This window comes from Luteimonas sp. GW821-FHT14E02 (assembly GCF_058803905.1).
In genome coordinates, this window is the sequence record NZ_JBXAPK010000001.1 from 139,804 (window position 1) to 157,406 (window position 17,603).

A 17,603-nucleotide genomic window follows, 5' to 3' on the forward strand; every position below is an offset into this window, starting at 1 on the left:
GCGGTACGCAGCTATGCCGAGCCCAATTGCGAAGATGATAAAGAGAATGACCATGCATCCCTCCCCCCAAAGGCCATCTAACGCTTATTCGTCCATAAATTCGAAGTGTTACGTGGAATGTATCCCAATGGTCGAGCGCCAATCGGAAATTCTTAGGCTAATCGGAAAATTGCATCGTACTACCGCACATTCCTGCCATGCATGTTGCGTTGTTATCGAAGCCAGATAAGGGGATATCGATCACCCCAATGCCAAGAAAGGCGAAAGTAGAGGGACTGAACCGCCCTTCCTAATGTTAGCGACGGGGAACGGCACCAATCTCACCCCGCCTGATCGCGCAGGAACCGCGCCATCGACACGCCAGTCTGCATCGGCGCGAACTGCGCGGCGACGTCGACGAAGCCGCGCATCACCGCGATCTCGCGCGGCGGGCGGTTGAGGGCGTCGCGCAGGTCCGGGTTGCAGCCGGCGCGCAGCAGGCGCTGGGTGATGCGCAGCAGGCCGTGCAACGCGGCCAGATGCAGCGGGCCGAAGCCGCGCGGGTCTTGCGCGTCGAGCAGGACTTCCTCGTCGAGCAGATGATCGAGCGCCGACATCACCACGTCCTCGTCGCAAGCGGTGCCGGGCTCGGCGCGGGCGCCGACCAGCAGCAGCAACGGCGTGACGCCGCCCGCGGCGGTGGCATCGGGTTCGGCGCCGGCCAGCAGCAGCGTGTCGAACAGGGCGAGCAGGCGCGGACGATCGCGCGCGGTGAAGCCGTACAGCGCGGCGCAGTGCAGCGGCGTCAGGCCCTGCGCGTCGACGGCGTGGATATCGGCGCCATGCGTGAGCAGGCGCGCGCACAGATCGGGCAGACCCAATGCGGCCGCCAGCATCAGCACGGTGACTTCGCCCGGCAGCCGCTGTTCGAGCTGCGCGCCGGCCTTGATCAGGCGTTCGACGATCTCGCCCTGGCGCATGCTCACCGCCGCCGACAGCGGCGTCGCGCCGGTCTTCGCGGACTGCCGCGGATCGGCGCCGCGCGCGAGCAGCAGATCGGCGACCGCACTGTGACCGCCGCCGGCCGCGCGCAGCAGCGCCGTGCAGCCCTGCACGTCGGGCGTGTCCACGCCGAAGCCGAGATCGAGCAGGCGGCGCACGGCGTCGGCGTCGCCGACGATCGCCGCCGACGGCAGGTCGGTGTCGCGTAGCGCGCGCTTGGGCAGCGGCCAGCCGCGCCAGTCGAGCCAGTCGGCCAGTTCGCGATGACCGCCGGAGAGCGCGACGCCGAGCGGCGTCTGTCCGTCGGCGGCGCGCATGTCGGGCGAGGCGCCGTGCGAAATGAGGATCTTCAGCGCCGGCTCGCGCGCCAGCGCCGCGCACAGATGCAGCGCGGTCATGCCGTGGGCATCGCGCGCGTCGAGGTCGACACCGTGCGCGACGAGACGTTCGAGCAAGCGCGACCAGCCCAGGCGCACCGCCAGCGAGAGCGGCGGGCTTCCCGTCTTCGACACCGTGTGCGGATCGGCGCCGCGTTCGAGCAGTTCCAGCGCGAACTGCTCCAGCCCGCGACCGGCCTGATCGCCGGCGGCGCAGGCATCGAGGAAGCGCGCCAGTCCGCCGCTGCCGGCCGGGGACGCGCCGGCACGCAGCAACACTTGCAACGCCGACACCGCGGCCGGCCCCTGCGCGAGCAGAGTGAACGCAGGAGTATCCCCATGCGCGTCGCGCGCCTCGGGATCAGCGCCCTGCGCCAGCAGCCATTCGATGCGCGGGATCGACAGCGGCGCCTCGGCATCGACGAGCAGGCTGCCAAGTTCGGTTGGCGAGAGCAGCGACAGCAAACGCTCGTGGCCTTCGAAGCGCTGCTCGCGCAAGGCATCGCGCAGCAGCGACAGCGGCGCGCGATCCGGCGGCGGCCGGCCGTTAGCCAACTCGTCGCCGGCCTCGGCGGCGACCGCCGAGGGCAGCGGATAGTCGGGATCGAGCACCGCCACCAGCGTCCAGCGGCCGGCGCTCGCGGCATGATCGATCGCCCGCTTGCCATCGGCGTCGGTGCGCGTGGCATCGGCGCCGAGTTCGAGCAGGCGCCGCACCAGCGATGAGGACACGATCTCGGCGCGGCTGGCCAGCTGCAACGCATCATGTTGATCGTTGTCGAGCGCATGGATGTCGGCGCGTGCCGCCACCAGGGCCTCGAACGTGGACAGGCGACCACCGCGCGCGGCTTCGAGCAGCGGCGTGCGTCCGGCCGCGTCGCGCGCCTGCACGTCGGCGCCGGCGTCGATCAGGGCTGCGGCGATCTCGGCATGGCCGGCGAAGGCGGCTTCATGCAGGGCGCTGCGGCCGTCGCGGCCGCGCACGTTCACCTTGGCCTTGTTCTTCAGCAACAGGGTGACGCCGGCGCAGTCGTCCTCGTCGCCGCCGGACGCGGCGAGCAGGGCCGGCGTGGCGTCTTCCGGCTCGGGATAGGCGCCACGCTCCAGGAGGAAACGCGCCAGCCGCCAGTTGCCGGAAGCGCAGGCGACGCCGAGCGGCGTCAGGCCATCGTTGTTCAGCGCCGTCATCTCCGCCGCGGCATCGCGCAGCAGGGCGGCCACGCCCGGATCGGAACTGCGCGCGGCGTGGTGCAGCGGCGTGTTGCCATCGGCATCGCGCGCGCGCGGGTCGGCGCCGTTGGCGAGCAGGGTCATCACCGCCTCGGGGCGGCCGTGCCAGCTGTCGCGGGTGGCCGCCAGCAGCGGCGTCATGCCCGCATATGTGGCGTTGAGGTCGACGCCCTGCGCGATCAGCGCGCGCAGCAGGCGCAGGTCCGGCAGCACCGCCGCCAGCACCGGCAAGTTGCGCTGGTCGCGCTCGTCCGCGGGCGGGAGCGCGAAGGCGTCGGCGCCGGCGTCCAGCAGTTCGAGTGCGCGATCGACGCGGCCACGGCGCGCGGCATCGAACAGCAGCGTGGTCGGATCGCCGTCGATTTCCGGCGCTGCCGCGGCGATGACGCCCGGCATCTCGATCACGGGCAGCGACAGCGCCGCCGGCGCCGCGAAGCGCTGCAAGGCGCCATGCAGCAGTGGCCAGGCGATCGCGGCGAGCACGGCCAGGCCCCAGCGCGCGCCCGGCGGCAACAGATCCGGCCAGGCCAGCACCAGCACCAGCGTCAGTACCACCGCCACGCAAGCCGCGGCCGCGACGCCCTGCCAGCCGCTGGCATCGCTCTCGCCGAACTGGTGCCAACGCTGCGCCAGGCTGCCGCCTTCCCGCTCCACGGCCCGCCACAGCGGCCAGGTCCGCCACAAACCGACCACGCCGAGACCGACCACGGCGCTCAGCCCGAGCACGGCGCCCAGGCTTCCGCTCTGGCGCAATGCCGTCAGCGGCCACACCACCAGGGCCGCGGCCGCCAGCAGCGTTCCGCCCCACAACAATCCCAATGCCAGCAGATCCTGGCGCAGCGCCGCCGTTTCGAGCGCTCTGACCTCTTCACGCGATTCGCCGCGCCACCAGCGCAGCGCCAGCGCCAGCACCGGCTGCGCCAGCCACCCGCCCAGCACCGCCAGCACGCCGCCGAATCCGGTCAGCAACGCCAGTCCCACGCCCAGCGCGAGCGCGATCATCGATCGCCGGTTCGGACGCGATGGCATCGGACGCGATGGTTCAGGCATCGGTCCCCCAATCCTCCGTCATCGGGTCCTGCCCGAGTGTCGGCGGGAACTGCAGATGGAACCCGCGGCTGGCGAGATTGGCCCGCACCGCGGCCGCATCCTCGCGCGCCAGCTTGCGATCCGGCGTCAGCGCCACATCCAGCACGAAGTTCAACGGGCCCAGCTGATTGCGCAGGGATTCGGGCAGCACCGCGAAATCGTCGCGGGCGGCGAGATAGACGTAGGTATCAGCCTTGCGCTGGCTCTTGTAGACGTAGGCGTGCATGCAGCCGGAACGGGCTCTTGGGAAGCGTCGGAAAACAACGGCCGAAGCTTACCTTCTTTTGCGATTCCGATCGCCGATTTTCGCGGTTTTTCCGGCAGCGTATTGAAAACGCTTGCTAGTGATATCCCGCATCCGCCGCGATCTTTCCCCTGAACACCGAATACGACCAGTAGGTGTAGCCGAGGATCGCCGGCAGCAGCACGACCAATCCCACCAGCACGAAAGTTTGCGACGAGGGATGCGAAGCCGCCTGCCAGATCGTCAGTGCCGGCGGCACCAGATACGGCCAGATGCCGAGCACGAGGCCGGCGAAGCCGAGCGCGAAGAAACTCAGCGTCAGCATGAACGGCCGGGCGTCGCGATCCCGGTGCATCGCCGCGCGCCACAGCCAGAAGGCATTCGCCAGCACCAGCAGCGGGATGGGCGAGAGCCACCAGAAATTCCCGCCCTCGAACCAGCGCGCCATGATCCGCGAATCCAGGAACGGCAGCCACGCACTCACCAGGCCCATGAACGCCACCACCACCAGCACCAGCGGCCGGGTCAGCGCCCGCGCCACCTGCTGCATCGCGCCCTCGGTCTTCAGGATCAACCAAGTGGACCCCAACAGCGCGTAACCGAACACCACCGCCACGCCGGTCAGCATCGAGAACGGACTGAACCAGCCGAATGCGCCGCCGATGTACTTGCCATCGGCCAGCGGCATGCCCTCGACGATCGCACCGAGGATCACCCCCTGCGCGAACGCCGCGAACAGCGACCCGAGCGCGAACGCCGCGCCCCACCAGCGCCGCGCGCGATGCGCCTTGAAGCGGAACTCGAACGCGACGCCGCGGAACACCAGCGCGATCAGCATCAGCAATACCGGCAGGTACAGCGCCGACAGGATCAGCGCATACGCCTTCGGGAACGCCGCCAGCAGTCCGGCACCACCCAGCACCAGCCAGGTCTCGTTGCCGTCCCAGATCGGCGCGGCGGTGTTCATCATGTGGTCGAGCTGCTTCTCGTCCTCGGCGAATGGCGCGAGGATGCCGAGGCCCAGCACGAAACCATCGAGCAGCACGTACATCAGCACGCCGAAACCGATCACGCAGAACCAGAGGATGGGGAGCCAGTGCTCGATCATGTCTGTCCCTCCCACGGTTCATCGGCCACGGACAACGGGCGCGCCGGCCGCTTGTCCTTGCCCTCTTCCATCGCCGGAAGCTCGAACGGCTGCGGCCCCTTGCGGATCAGCTTGAACAGGTACCAGACGCCGGCACCGAACACGGCCAGATATACCGTGATGAACACAAGCAGCGAGGCCAGCACGCTGCCGGCGGCGAGCGTCGGACTCACCGCATCGGCCGTGCGCAGCAATCCATACACCACATACGGTTGTCGCCCGATCTCCGCCACGTACCAGCCGGCGAGGATGGCGATGAAGCCGGACAACGTCATCACCCGCCATCCGACCAGCACCCAGCGCGCGGTGAACAGCCGCTTGCGCCACCACGTCCACAGCGACAGCAGCACCAGCGCCAGCATCGCCACGCCCAGCCCCACCATCACCCGGAACGCATAGAACACCGGTTTCACCGGTGGTCGCTGATCGCGCGGCACCGAAGTCAGCGGCGGAATCTCGCCATTCACCGAATGCGTCAGGATCAGGCTGCCGAGGCGGGGAATCGCGATCTCGTGATCGTTGCGTTCCTGCGCCTCGTTCGGCACCGCGAACAGCACCAGCGGCACGCCTTCTCCCTCACCCTCGCTCTTCCAGTGCGCCTCCATCGCCGCGACCTTGATCGGCTGATGTTCGAGGGCGTTCAAGCCGTGCTGATCACCGGCAAAGATCTGCAACGGAACCGTGATCGCCGCGAACACCACCGCCAGCCGCAGCATCCGCTTCGCCGCATCGGCATGCTCGCCGCGATGCAGATAACGCGCGCTGACGCCACCGATCACGAAGCAGGTGGTGAGGAACGCGGCCAGCACCATGTGCGCCAGCCGGTACGGGAACGAAGGATTGAAGACGATCTGCCACCAGTCAGCCGGCTCGAACACCCCCTCGACCAGCGTGTAACCGGCCGGCGTCTGCATCCAGCTGTTGGCGGAAATGATCCAGAACGTGGAGATCAACGTGCCCAGCGCCACCATGCAGGTGGCGAGGAAATGCAGTTTCTCCGGCACGCGCCGCATGCCGAACAGCATCACGCCGAGGAAGGTCGCCTCCAGGAAGAACGCGGTGAGCACCTCATACGACAACAGCGGCCCGAGGATATTGCCCGCGCGCTCCGACAGCACCGACCAGTTGGTGCCGAACTGGAAACTCATCACGATGCCCGACACCACGCCCATGCCGAACGACACCGCGAAGACCTTCAGCCAGAACGCATACAGATCGAGCCAGGCGCGATCGCGCGTGCGCAGCCAGCGGAATTCCAGAAAGGCCAGCCAGCTCGCCAGCCCGATAGTGAAGGCCGGAAACAGGATGTGGCACGAAATCACGAAACCGAACTGGATCCGCGACAATAAGAGCGTGTCCACGGGCGTTCTCCGCAGCGCGGGGCAGCGCTGGTGCAGATAGTGTGCTCCGTATCATGGATTGCGTAAATGTGACGTTTTGTCCATGTTTACAAGCGCATAATCACATCGCACGTGGCAGGACTCGCTCCGGGGAGGGAGACGATGTTCGATACCAGCTCCGCTGCCAGCACGCTCGTGCCCGTCGCCCAGCGGAACGATCCAGACTATCGCGCACGTTTCGAACAGCTGTATCAGCAGCTGCGGATGCTTGCACGCCGCGAATTGTCCGGCCGCCGCTCCCGCGCCACGCTTTCCACGACGCTGCTGGTGCACGAGACCTATCTCAAGCTCGCCGGCAACACCGTCGACGCCAGCGATCGCGGCGCCTTCCTCGCCTTGGCTGCCAAGGCGATGCGCTGCGTGCTGGTCGACCATGTGCGCGCCGCCGCCGCGCACAAGCGCGGCGGCGATCGCGTGCGCGTGACCCTGGCCACGGACATCCCCATGGCCGCCGAGAACGATCGCGTCGACATCCTCGCCATCGAGCAGGGACTCGCCGCACTGGAGCAACTCGATCCGCGCCTGGTGACGGTCGTCGAATACCACTTCTACGGCGGCATGGAATTCGCCGAGATCGCCGCGCACCTCGGCCTCACCGAACGCACCGTGCATCGCGACTGGCGCAAGGCGCGCGCCTTCCTGCTCGCATATTTGGACGATGCCGTGCTGGACGATACCGGGCGATGAGCGTCTCGGTCGATCCGGAACGCTGGCGCCGCCTATCGGCGCTGTTCGACCATGCCATCGAACTGCCACCCGAATCGCGCACGCAATGGCTGCAGGACCTCAGCGCCGACGATCGCAATTTGCGCGCGGACCTGGAACGCATGCTGGCCGCCGATGCCAGCACCAATGCGCTCGATCAGGGCATCGCCGACATCCTGTCACGCGATGTCGGCAGGTTTGATCTTGGCAAGTCTCTCACCGATGACGAGGAAGGCGTCCTAGGCGATCACGCCGGGCCCTGGCTGCTGGAACGCGTACTCGGCCGCGGTGGCATGGGCACGGTATACGCAGCGCGCCGCGACGATGGCGACACGCTGCAACGCGCCGCGCTCAAGCGGCTGCATCGACGCTGGGACGGCAGCCTGCAGGCGCAGCGTTTCCTGCAGGAACGGCGCATCCTGGCCGCGCTATCCCATCCGAATATCCCGCGACTGCTCGACCACGGCCTCGATGCCGAAAGCCGCCCCTGGTTCGCGCTCGAATACGTCGACGGCGGCAATCTCGTCGACTGGGCCGACACGCACCGGCTCGGCCTGCACGCACGTATCGAATTGTTCCGCACGGTTTGCGCCGCCGTACAGCACGCACACGAACATTTCGTCGTGCACCGCGATCTCAAGCCGGCCAACATCCTGGTCGACGAGGAAGGCCATCCCAAGGTACTCGACTTCGGTGTCGCCAAACGCATCGACGACACGCCCGGCACCACCCGCACCGGCGTGTTCGCCGGCTTCACTCCCGAATACGCGGCACCCGAACAAATCACCGGCGGCACCATCAGCGCCGCCACCGACGTCTACGCGCTCGGCGTGATCCTCTATCAACTGCTCGCAGGCCAACTGCCCTATCGCATCGACCAGGACGACCTGCGCGCCGCCGCCGAGACGATCACTTCGCGCACCGCCGATCGCATGGACAAGGCGCTGGTCACCGGCAACGCGGATGACGTTCGCGCCCGCATCGCGCAACGCGACACCAGCCCCACCGCGTTCCGCCGCTTCGTGCGCGGCGATCTCACCCGCATCGTGCAGACCGCGCTGGCCAAGGAACCACCGCGCCGCTATGCCAGCGTGGCGGCGTTCTCCACGGATTTGCGGCGGTTCCTGGAAGGCCGCACTGTCTCGGTCGGGGGCGACACGTTCGCCTACCACGCAAGCAAGTTCGTGCGCAGGAACCGGGTCGCGACCGCGCTGGTCACCGTGTTCGCGCTCGCGCTGGCCGGCAGCGCGTTCTATGCATTCCAGCGCGCACATGCCGAACACCTGCAACGCGAACGCGCCGAAACCACGCTGACGTTCATGCGCGACATCTTCGCCGCCAACGCACCCGACAACACCGATGGCGCCAAGCTCACCGCGATGCAGCTGCTCGATCGCGCCGGCGAACGCATCGACGGCTACTTTCCGAACGATCCCGTCGCCAAGGCACAACTGCTCGGCGAACTCGGCGACGTCTACCAGAACCTGACCCTGCACGACAAATCCATCCCGCATCTCGATCGCGCCGTCTCGCTGCTGCGCGCCGCGCGAGCCGACCATGGCGAACTCTACGCCGGGCGCGTCGAAGCGCTGGGCTCCGCCTATCTGGAGACCTATCAGTACGATCGCGCGTTGCGCCTGGTCGATCGCGAACGCCCCCGCCTGCGTGGCATCGTCCTGCACGGTGAACCGGCCGACGCGATCCTGCTGTCGCAGCGTGCCTGGGCATTGTCGGAGATCGGCCGCACGGAAGAGGCGGAGCGCGATCTGCGCGCCGCAATCTCGCTCTACGAACAGGCCGCCGCCACCGGCACCGCCAGCTATGCGTTGCTGTACAACAACCTGGGGCACCTGCAACTGGGCACCGGCCGTCCACGCGAGGCCCTCGTCAATTTCCAGAAGTCATACACGCTGGTGCGCCAATCCTCCGATGCCAGCAAGCTGCAACGTCTGGTGAGCCGCTTCAACGTTGGCCTCGCCTATTCCCGTCTGGGCGATTACGCCCACGCCATTCCGATCCTCGAAGAAGTGGTGCCCCAGCAGGAGAAGCTGGTCGGTTTCGCATCCAACCGCACCATGATCGCGCGCAGCCAACTGGCGCAGGCCTATTCCGGCAACGGCGAGTACGACAAGGCATTGGCCGTGATCGAACGCAACCTGCAAGCTGTGGCGGCCAGCGGCATCCAGAATCCGCGCGATCGCATCGAGATCGGTCTGGTCAAGGCGAAGATTCTCAACTACGCGCTGCGCAGCGCCGAGGCCGCTCCGCTGGCACGCGAGGCTGAGAATTACCTGCACGATCACCCGATGGAACCTTCATTCGAGCGTGGCCGGATGCAGTGGATCATCGGCGAGACCTCATTGCAGAACGGCGACTGCGCCAGCGCCGAGCCCGCGCTCAAGATCGCCCTCTCCGACGCGCTGGCCACCAGCGACGATCCGGCCAACGCCAATGCCGCAGAAGCGCTCGACAGCCTTGGCCGTTGCCGACTGCTGGCGCACGACCTTACTGGCGCGAGCGACTACTTCGAACGCGCAGTCATAGCGATGACCACCGCGCTTGGCGCCACGCATCCGCGCACGCTGCGCTGCAAGCTGCATCGTGCCTGGGCGCAGGCTCTCATCACGCGAGATCCGATGGTGCTGCAGACGATGCGCGCCGAGCGGGATGAACTGGCGCGCGCAATCAACTCCCAAGACAAACCGGTGATCTGGCAGACCGATCTACTCATCGACAGCATCGCCCGCGACCTCGGCGTTCCCGGCATCGAGCCATCCCGGCTCGCGCGGGCGCGTGCTGGCTTGATCGTATTGGCCGGCAGCAATCCTCTACCGGCCTATGCGGGCTTGAACAGTTTCTCCTGAACCTGCAGCCTCCTCCATCGGCGCCGGATAAACAAAGGCCACCCAAATTTCCGGCGACGCAGTAAATGAGATCCTCCTGGCTTAGGATTTAGCGTGAACGGGAATGTCTCCGTTCGCGGCATTCAACTTTCCTGGGGGAATCTCATGCGTGCGATAACTTTCTCCGACCGCCGATTTGGTGGTCGGCACTCTCCTACCATCTCTCTTCTTGCGACCCTCATGCTCTCGATCATGGCCGCCCCCGCCTGGGCCGATGTTGTCTGCCCCGATAGTGGGAGCACTGATCGGGGAAACGAGCACGGCGAGCAAAATACAACTTGCACTGAGACCTCAAGCGCCTACGGCGAGCGGAATCATGCCTACGGCACCTATAGCAATGCCATAGGTGCATGGAACTTCAGCAACAGCACTACCAGCAATGCATACGGCAGCTACAATATTGCGCAAGAATCCAACAGCAGTGCTTTCGGCAGCTATAACATAGCGGAAGGTCATTCGAGCAGTGCTTTCGGCGCCAATAACGGAGCTTATGAGGCTTACAGCAGCGCGTTTGGCGTATTCAACAGAGTTTTCAGCCGCGATAGCAATGCCTTCGGTTTTGTAAATGAAGCTCGCGGCTCCAGTAGCAACGCTTTTGGCAGCAGCAACTTCGCAGGCGGCGACCACAGCAACGCTTTCGGCTACAACAATACGGCCGCAGGCGAATATAGCAGTGCTTTTGGTACCGACAATTTTTCTCTTGGCGCATACAGCAGTGCTTTTGGCGTTTCGAGCCTTGCCCACGGCGAATATAGCAATGCCTTCGGCTACAACAGCTCTGCCTTTGGCAAGGGCGCCCTGGCCCTTGGATATGCAAGCATGGCCACCGGAGAAAATAGTGTTGCGCTAGGCGCATTCTCCACCAGCGATGGTCGAGCCAACACGGTTTCCGTTGGCGCCGTGCTGATGCGGCGTCAAATCATCAACGTCGAGGCTGCGACACAAGGCACCGATGCGGTCAACCTCCTCCAGGTGGAACCCTTGGCATGGGCTCTAGGCGGCAACGCTTATTTTGCGGAAGGCGTGTTCATGGCCCCCACCTACTCCATCCAAGGCGTTGACTATCACAACGTCGGCGATGCCTTCTTCGCCGTCGATCAACGGCTGAACAACCTGTCCTCGCGCCTGGACAACGCGGTGTTCTACGATCCGCCCAGCGGCGGCGAGGTTCCGCTCGAAGACGGCGAGCAAGTCACTCTGAAGGGCGAGGACGGCACGCGCATTACCAATCTCGGCGATGGCGTCGAGGCCAGCGATGCGGTCAACAAGGGCCAGATGGATGCCGGCGATGCCAAGACACTCGCCTCGTCCAAGACCTACACCGACCAGCGCGAAACCGCCGTGCGCAATGACATGGCAGCTGGCGATGCAGAGACCCTGCAATCGGCCAGGGAATACACCGATACCACCGCCACCAAGACCTTGGCCTCGGCCAAGGAATACACGGATCAGGCATTGGCCGGCTTCCGCACCGACATCGACGATCGCTTCCGGCAGATGGACAAGCGCATCGACAAGATGGCGGCGATGAGCGGCGCCTACGCCGGCATGGCGATGAACACCTCCGGCCTGGCGGGACGCAATCGCGTGGGTGTCGGCGTCGGCGGCCAGGGCGGCGAGAAGGCGATGGCCGTGGGCTACCAGCGCGCCATTGGCGATCGCGCCAGCGTGTCGATCGGCGCCGCGTTCGGTGGTGGCGAGAAGAGTTTGATGGGAGGCGCCGGCTTCAGCTGGTGATGCCATTCGCGATCCGGCGCGCGATGGAAGATCGCGCGCCAAGCCGTCAGTACCGTTTGCGGAGAATTCAGCCGGCCAGCATGACCACCGGCCGATCCGGGCACGCGAAACGGCTGTTACCCTGCGGTTTTTCAGCCCGCGAGCCCGTCCCCGATGCTTCGTTTGTCCGTCTTCTCCACGGCCCTGCTGCTGGCCCTCTCGGCAGCGGCCGCGCCGGCACAGCCGCTGACCATGACCCAGATCATGGCCGATCCCGACTGGATCGGCCCGCCAGTCGAGCAGGCTTGGTGGTCATGGGACGGCAAGCAGGCGTACTACCTGCTCAAGCGCGAGGGCGGCAGCATCCGCGACACGTATGCGCAGCGCGTGGACAGCGGTGCGGCGGCGCGTCTGGATGGTGCCGCGCTCGCCGATATCGACGGTGCGCAGCAGGTGATCGATGCCACGGGCGCGCGCATGGCCTTCGAGCGCAATGGCGACATCTTCGTGCGCGATCTGAAAACTGGCGCGCTCACCCAGCTCACCCGCAGCGATGCTAAGGAATCGCGTCCGCAATGGTCGAGCTCCGGCGCATTGGTGTGGCGTTCGGACGAGAACTGGTTCCGCTGGACGGCACGCGACGGCGTCTGGCAAGCCTCCAACCTCAAGAGCGAGGACGATCCGGCGAAGCCGCCGCCCAATGAACTCACTGATGAGCTGCGCGCGCGCCAGCTGCGCTACATCGCCACGCTGCGCGACGACAAGGCGCGCAAGGACGCGGCGCGCGAGCAGGATCTGCAATGGCGCAAAGCCGACCCGAGTCGCGCAGCAGCCGCGGTCTATCTTGGCAAGGACGTCGCGATCGTCGACAGCGTGCTATCGCCGGAAGGACGTTGGCTGATCGCGGTGACGCAACCCAAGGACATCGACGAAGGCCAGAAGAGCAAGCTGCCGAAATACGTCACCGAATCCGGTTACGAGGAAACCGAGGAGGCGCGCACCCGCGTCGGCCGCAACCCGCCGCCGCCGCAGAAGGCGTGGCTAGTGGATATCGCCAATGCCTCCGCGCGCGAACTCAAGTTCGACGCTCTGCCCGGCATCAAGAACGACCCGCTCGCCGATCTGCGCAAGGCTGCCGGCAAACCGGTACTGCAGGGCAATCGCGATCTTTATCTCACCAGTGAAGAGGCTGACGGCAGCAGCACCATCCGCTGGAGCAGCGACGGCCGCCATGTCGCGCTGATGCTGCGTTCGGTGGACAACAAGGATCGCTGGATCGCCGAGGTCGACCTGGCCAATGCGACGCCGCAACCGCGTCATCGACTGCACGATCCGGCCTGGATCAACTGGGACTACAACGATTTCGGCTGGACGCCGGACGACCGGCTGTGGCTGCAGTCGGAGCAGTCAGGCTATTCGCACCTTTACATTGCCGACGGCGGCAAGGGGCGCGCGCTCACGTCGGGCCGCTGGGAAGTTTCAGCGCCGGTGCTGTCACCGGATGGCCGCACGTTCTTCTTCCTCTGCAATCGCAAGGCGCCGGGCGATTACGAAGTCTGTTCCATCCCGGCCACTGGCGGCGAGGTGCGCGAGCTTACTTCGCTCGACGGCGTGGAAAGCTTCATACTCTCTCCCCACGGCAACCAGTTGCTGATCCGCCACTCGGCCAGCTACGTGCCCATCCAGCTGGCTGTGGTCGATGCGAACGGCGGCACGGTGCGCGAACTCACCGACACGCGCAAACCCGCCTTCAAGGCCATCGACTGGATTCCGCCGCAGATCGTGCAGGTGCCGTCCAAGCATGGCACCGGAATGATCTGGGGCAAGTTCTACGGCCCGAAGCAGCCGGAAGCCGGCAAGAAATATCCGATCGTGATGTTCGTGCACGGCGCCGGCTATCTGCAGAACGTCAGCGCGCGCTATCCGAACTATTTCCGCGAGCAGATGTTCCACAACCTGCTGGTGCAGCAGGGCTACATCGTGCTCGATCTCGACTATCGCGCCAGCCAGGGCTACGGCCGCGACTGGCGCACCGCGATCTACCGCAACATGGGCCATCCGGAACTGGAGGATTATCTCGACGGCGTCGAATGGCTGGTCGCGGAAAAACAAGGCGATCGCGACCGCGCCGGGATCTACGGCGGCAGCTACGGCGGTTTCATGACCTTCATGGCGCTGTTCCGCGCGCCCGGCGTCTTCAAGGCCGGCGCGGCGCTGCGCCCGGTCACCGACTGGTCGCAGTACAACCACGGCTACACATCGGCCATTCTCAACACTCCGGACATTGATCCCGAGGCGTACAAGGCCTCTTCGCCCATGGAATTCGCCGACGGACTGCAGGATCATCTGTTGATCTGCCACGGCATGCTCGACGACAACGTCTTCTTCCGCGACTCGGTGATGCTGACGCAGAGGCTGATCGAATTGCGCAAGGACAAGTGGGAAATCGCGCCCTACCCGCTGGAACGCCACAGCTTCGTGCATCCGGACAGCTGGTATGACGAATATCGCCGCATCGACGAACTGTTCGAACGGACTCTCAAAAAATGAACACTCCCGCCATCCCGCCGCCGCTGCCGCCCGTGCCACGCTCCTCGTTCGTGAGCGCGACGGCCTGGATCACCCTCTGCCTCTCCGGCCTGGGCCTGCTCATGCTGGCGCTGCAGGCGGCGATGTTCCTGGCCGCCGGACGCACGGGCTTGTTCGCCAAGATGCAGGAGCAACTCGCGCTCGATCCGCAGGCATCGGCGTTCTTGTCGATGGCGCTGGAATGGCTGCCCTGGCTGGCGGTGCTGTTCACCGTGCAGAACCTGCTCTTCGTGACGGCGTCGGTCGGATTGCTCAAGCGCCGGGAGTGGGGGCGCAAATTGTTCATCGCCTTGCTCGTGCTGCTCATCGTCTGGCAGATCGTCATGATTCCGTTGCAGTGGTCGATGGTCGGGCACATGCAAGGGTTGATGATGATGGGACAGGAAGTCCGGCCAGAGGTGCAGGCAATGATGCAGGCGCAGATGGAAGCGACGACGATCATCTCCCGATTGTTCGGCGCCGCGTTCGGCCTCGTCTTCTGCGGGCTGTTCGCCTGGCTGGCGTGGAAACTGCGCTCGCCGCGGGTGCGCGCGGAATTCGCCGCCGCGCGCCTCGAATCTTCCGGCACGCAGTTCTGATCGCGGGAACACCAACATGAGTGACGACGCTCCCGGCCCCGGCAAGACGCTGACCTTGCGGCTGTCGAAAGGACGCTGGCTGCTGATGCTGGCCGCTTCTGCGGGACTCGCCTACGGCGGCTTCCGCCTGCTGCCGGATCATTTCTGGATCGCCGTCCTCGCCGGGCCGTTCTTCACGCTGTGCGCGCTGGTCGCGCTGCTCAACCTGCTGCCCGGCGCCAGCCATCTGCGCCTGGATGCGGAAGGATTCGAAATGCGCTCGCTGTTCCGCTCGCATCGCGTCGCCTGGCGCGAGGTCGCGGGCTTCGGCGTCATGCAGATCATGTTGAACCGCATGGTCGGCTGGAACTTCACCACCGGCCATACCGGGCACGGGCACCTGCGCAAGCTCAACGCCGGCCTGTCCGGGTTCGAGGCGGCGTTGCCGGATACCTATGGCCGCAGTGCGCAGGCGCTGGCCGATCTCATGAGCGCCTGGCGGGCGTGGGCGTTGCAGGCGCGCGGCGACTGACTTCGTTCACCGGCGCGGTCGCGACGCCGGGCGCTCTCGGAGCTGGGACAAGACATCACCCGGGATCGAATCGGCGGTGTCCTACAATGGCGGCATGAACGATTTCGACCTCGTCCACGGTTATCTCTCTGACCTGCAGGACCGCATCTGCAAGGCGATCGAGGACGCCGACGGCGCCGCGCGCTTCCAAGAAGACCTCTGGTCGCGCGCGGAAGGCGGCGGCGGGCGCACGCGCATCCTGCGCGATGGCGCGGTGTTCGAGCAGGCCGGAATCGGGTTTTCCGACGTTTCCGGCACCAAACTGCCGCCAGCCGCGACCGCCGCACGGCCGGAACTGGCGGGCGCGTCGTGGCGCGCGGTGGGCGTCTCGCTGGTGTTCCATCCGCACAATCCACATCTGCCGACAACGCATGCCAACGTGCGCCATTTCCGCGCCCAGCGCGACGGCGAGACCGTGGCCTGGTGGTTCGGTGGCGGCTTCGATCTGACACCGTTCTATCCGGTCGACGAAGACATCCTGCACTGGCACCGCACCGCGCAAGCCCTGTGCGCGCCGTTCGGCGAGGACCGCTACGAGGCACACAAGCGCTGGTGCGACGAGTATTTCTTCCTCAAGCACCGCGGCGAGACGCGCGGTGTCGGCGGCCTGTTCTTCGACGATCTGAACCAGGATTTCGAACGCGACTTCGCCTACCTGCGCGCTGTCGGTGACGGCTTCCTCGACGCCTACCTGCCGATCGTCGAACGCCGCCGTGACACGCCCCACGGCGAGCGCGAGCGCGCCTTCCAGCTGTACCGGCGCGGCCGCTACGTCGAATTCAATCTGGTCTGGGATCGCGGCACGTTGTTTGGCCTGCAAAGTGGCGGCCGCACCGAATCGATCCTGATGAGCCTGCCGCCGCTGGTGCGCTGGGAATACGGCTTCGCGCCCGAGCCCGGCAGCGCCGAGGCGCGGCTGCAGGACTACCTGCATCCGCGCGACTGGCTGCGGGAATTGACCTCGTAATTCGTTCGTCCTCAACTGCGCAGCCGGCCCATCCTTTCAAGATGGCCTCCGCCCTCCATGGCGTTGCGCAATGACTTCGGAGCGTCCTGCCCGGCCATCCGCGGCCGGGCGTTCGCAAGGGCTGCGCGGCAATGCCGCGCAAAGCATGCCCTTGCTCACCCGTCCCTTTGCGTGATGCTGATGTGGCCGTTGGTCTCCAGCAACGCCAGCTTGATCAGCGCGACGTCGGAACATCCCGCCTCGCGCATTGCCTCGTGGAAATCGGCCTTGCTGACCAGCTCGCGCCTGAGCACGTCGTGGAACACGCGCCCATCCTGCGCCACCATCACCGGCTCGCCCTCGACGATGCGCCGCGCCACGGCGCTGCGCGCCGTCAGCCACGCCACCGCGTAATTGAGCGCGATCAGGCATCCGGCCAGCACCACGGCCCCCGTGAGCGAATTGTCCCCGCCGTTGAGGCCGTTCTGCACCGCGTTGCCGATCAGGATCAGCAGCACCAGATCGAACGGCGTGAACTGCCCCACCGCGCGCTTGCCCGAAATCCGGATCAGCAGCATCACCACGAAATAAATGGCGACTGCCCGCAACACGAAGTGCCACCACGGCGCCGAAAGCGCAAACAGATCGGACATCGCAATTCCCTCCAAAGGGTTTGCTTGATTAGCACGAAAATTTCAGCGATTCACGAAAAGCACCTTCATCCGACCCTTCGGGCCACCTTCTCCCACAAGCGGGAGAAGGGCTCGAAGTCAGCGAATATTGAGATCTATCTGGAGGAGAGCCCCCTTAGTAAGGGGGCGCGGCGAAGCCGCGGGGATTGGATGAGCATAGCGGGACCCAAAGTTTTCGCAGAAAACTTTGGGCTTTTATTTGCTCCGCATAAATGCGGAGCAAATAAAAAGCCCCGCAGGCAGGGGGGGCCAACGGGGCTGGGGAACGGGGCCTGGGGAGGGGCCTTCGTTCCGGGGATCGACTCCAGGGGAGGGAGTGATCTCAGTGACAGACATTGCATCTGTCACGGCGTATATGACCACCCGGTGCATGGATAGTTCGTGAAGCGTCGTGTTAAGTTTTTGTTGGGTTCAGCGCGTGTTTACCCGCGGTGGAAATCGTTTTCATATCAGTGA

Annotated in this window: 12 protein-coding genes; 7 read left to right on the forward strand and 5 right to left on the reverse strand. The window is 65.7% G+C overall.

Features of this window, described 5'->3' with window-relative positions; translation table 11 throughout:
• Window positions 1–320: 320 nt before the first annotated feature.
• The 4 genes from AC1RNP_RS00600 to AC1RNP_RS00615 form a co-directional block, all read right to left on the reverse strand.
• Complete coding sequence (locus AC1RNP_RS00600; protein WP_493049272.1) at window positions 321–3,638, reverse strand: ankyrin repeat domain-containing protein; 3,318 nt, start codon at window positions 3,636–3,638, stop codon at window positions 321–323.
• Window positions 3,631–3,903 carry a YcgL domain-containing protein gene (locus AC1RNP_RS00605; protein ID WP_493049273.1) on the reverse strand — a complete coding sequence of 91 codons (273 nt, stop codon included), beginning with the start codon at window positions 3,901–3,903 and terminating at the stop codon, window positions 3,631–3,633. Before AC1RNP_RS00605 ends, AC1RNP_RS00600 begins: the two co-directional genes overlap by 8 nt.
• A 115-nt stretch (window positions 3,904–4,018) precedes the next feature.
• On the reverse strand, window positions 4,019–5,029 hold the full coding sequence (gene cydB, locus AC1RNP_RS00610; protein ID WP_493049274.1) for a cytochrome d ubiquinol oxidase subunit II: 1,011 nt from the start codon (window positions 5,027–5,029) through the stop codon (window positions 4,019–4,021).
• Complete coding sequence (locus tag AC1RNP_RS00615) at window positions 5,026–6,429, reverse strand: cytochrome ubiquinol oxidase subunit I (protein WP_493049275.1); 1,404 nt, start codon at window positions 6,427–6,429, stop codon at window positions 5,026–5,028. The genes cydB and AC1RNP_RS00615 overlap by 4 nt, the downstream gene beginning before the upstream one ends.
• Window positions 6,430–6,570: 141 nt before the next feature.
• Between AC1RNP_RS00615 and AC1RNP_RS00620 the strand changes: the two genes are divergently transcribed.
• From AC1RNP_RS00620 to hemF, 7 genes are all read left to right on the forward strand, one after another.
• The gene (locus AC1RNP_RS00620) at window positions 6,571–7,155 is read left to right on the forward strand and encodes an ECF-type sigma factor (protein ID WP_493049276.1); all 585 of its coding nucleotides are present in this window, start codon (window positions 6,571–6,573) and stop codon (window positions 7,153–7,155) included.
• A complete protein-coding gene (locus tag AC1RNP_RS00625; protein WP_493049277.1) occupies window positions 7,152–10,037 on the forward strand; it encodes a protein kinase domain-containing protein in 2,886 nt (961 codons plus the stop codon). Before AC1RNP_RS00620 ends, AC1RNP_RS00625 begins: the two co-directional genes overlap by 4 nt.
• 219 nt (window positions 10,038–10,256) lie before the next feature.
• Window positions 10,257–11,813, forward strand: coding sequence for a YadA-like family protein (locus AC1RNP_RS00630; protein ID WP_493049278.1), 1,557 nt, complete (start codon window positions 10,257–10,259; stop codon window positions 11,811–11,813).
• A gap of 153 nt (window positions 11,814–11,966) precedes the next feature.
• Window positions 11,967–14,342, forward strand: coding sequence for a S9 family peptidase (locus AC1RNP_RS00635; RefSeq protein ID WP_493049279.1), 2,376 nt, complete (start codon window positions 11,967–11,969; stop codon window positions 14,340–14,342).
• Entirely contained in the window at window positions 14,339–14,959 is a 621-nt protein-coding gene (locus AC1RNP_RS00640) for a hypothetical protein (RefSeq protein WP_493049280.1), read from the forward strand. The genes AC1RNP_RS00635 and AC1RNP_RS00640 overlap by 4 nt, the downstream gene beginning before the upstream one ends.
• 16 nt (window positions 14,960–14,975) lie before the next feature.
• A complete protein-coding gene (locus AC1RNP_RS00645; RefSeq protein WP_493049281.1) occupies window positions 14,976–15,470 on the forward strand; it encodes a hypothetical protein in 495 nt (164 codons plus the stop codon).
• 94 nt (window positions 15,471–15,564) lie between these two features.
• A complete protein-coding gene (gene hemF, locus AC1RNP_RS00650) occupies window positions 15,565–16,476 on the forward strand; it encodes an oxygen-dependent coproporphyrinogen oxidase (RefSeq protein WP_493049282.1) in 912 nt (303 codons plus the stop codon).
• Between the two features lie 155 nt (window positions 16,477–16,631).
• On the opposite strand, the gene AC1RNP_RS00655 is transcribed toward hemF, so the two are convergent.
• Window positions 16,632–17,108, reverse strand: coding sequence for a DUF421 domain-containing protein (locus tag AC1RNP_RS00655; RefSeq protein ID WP_493049283.1), 477 nt, complete (start codon window positions 17,106–17,108; stop codon window positions 16,632–16,634).
• Window positions 17,109–17,603: the final 495 nt, after the last annotated feature.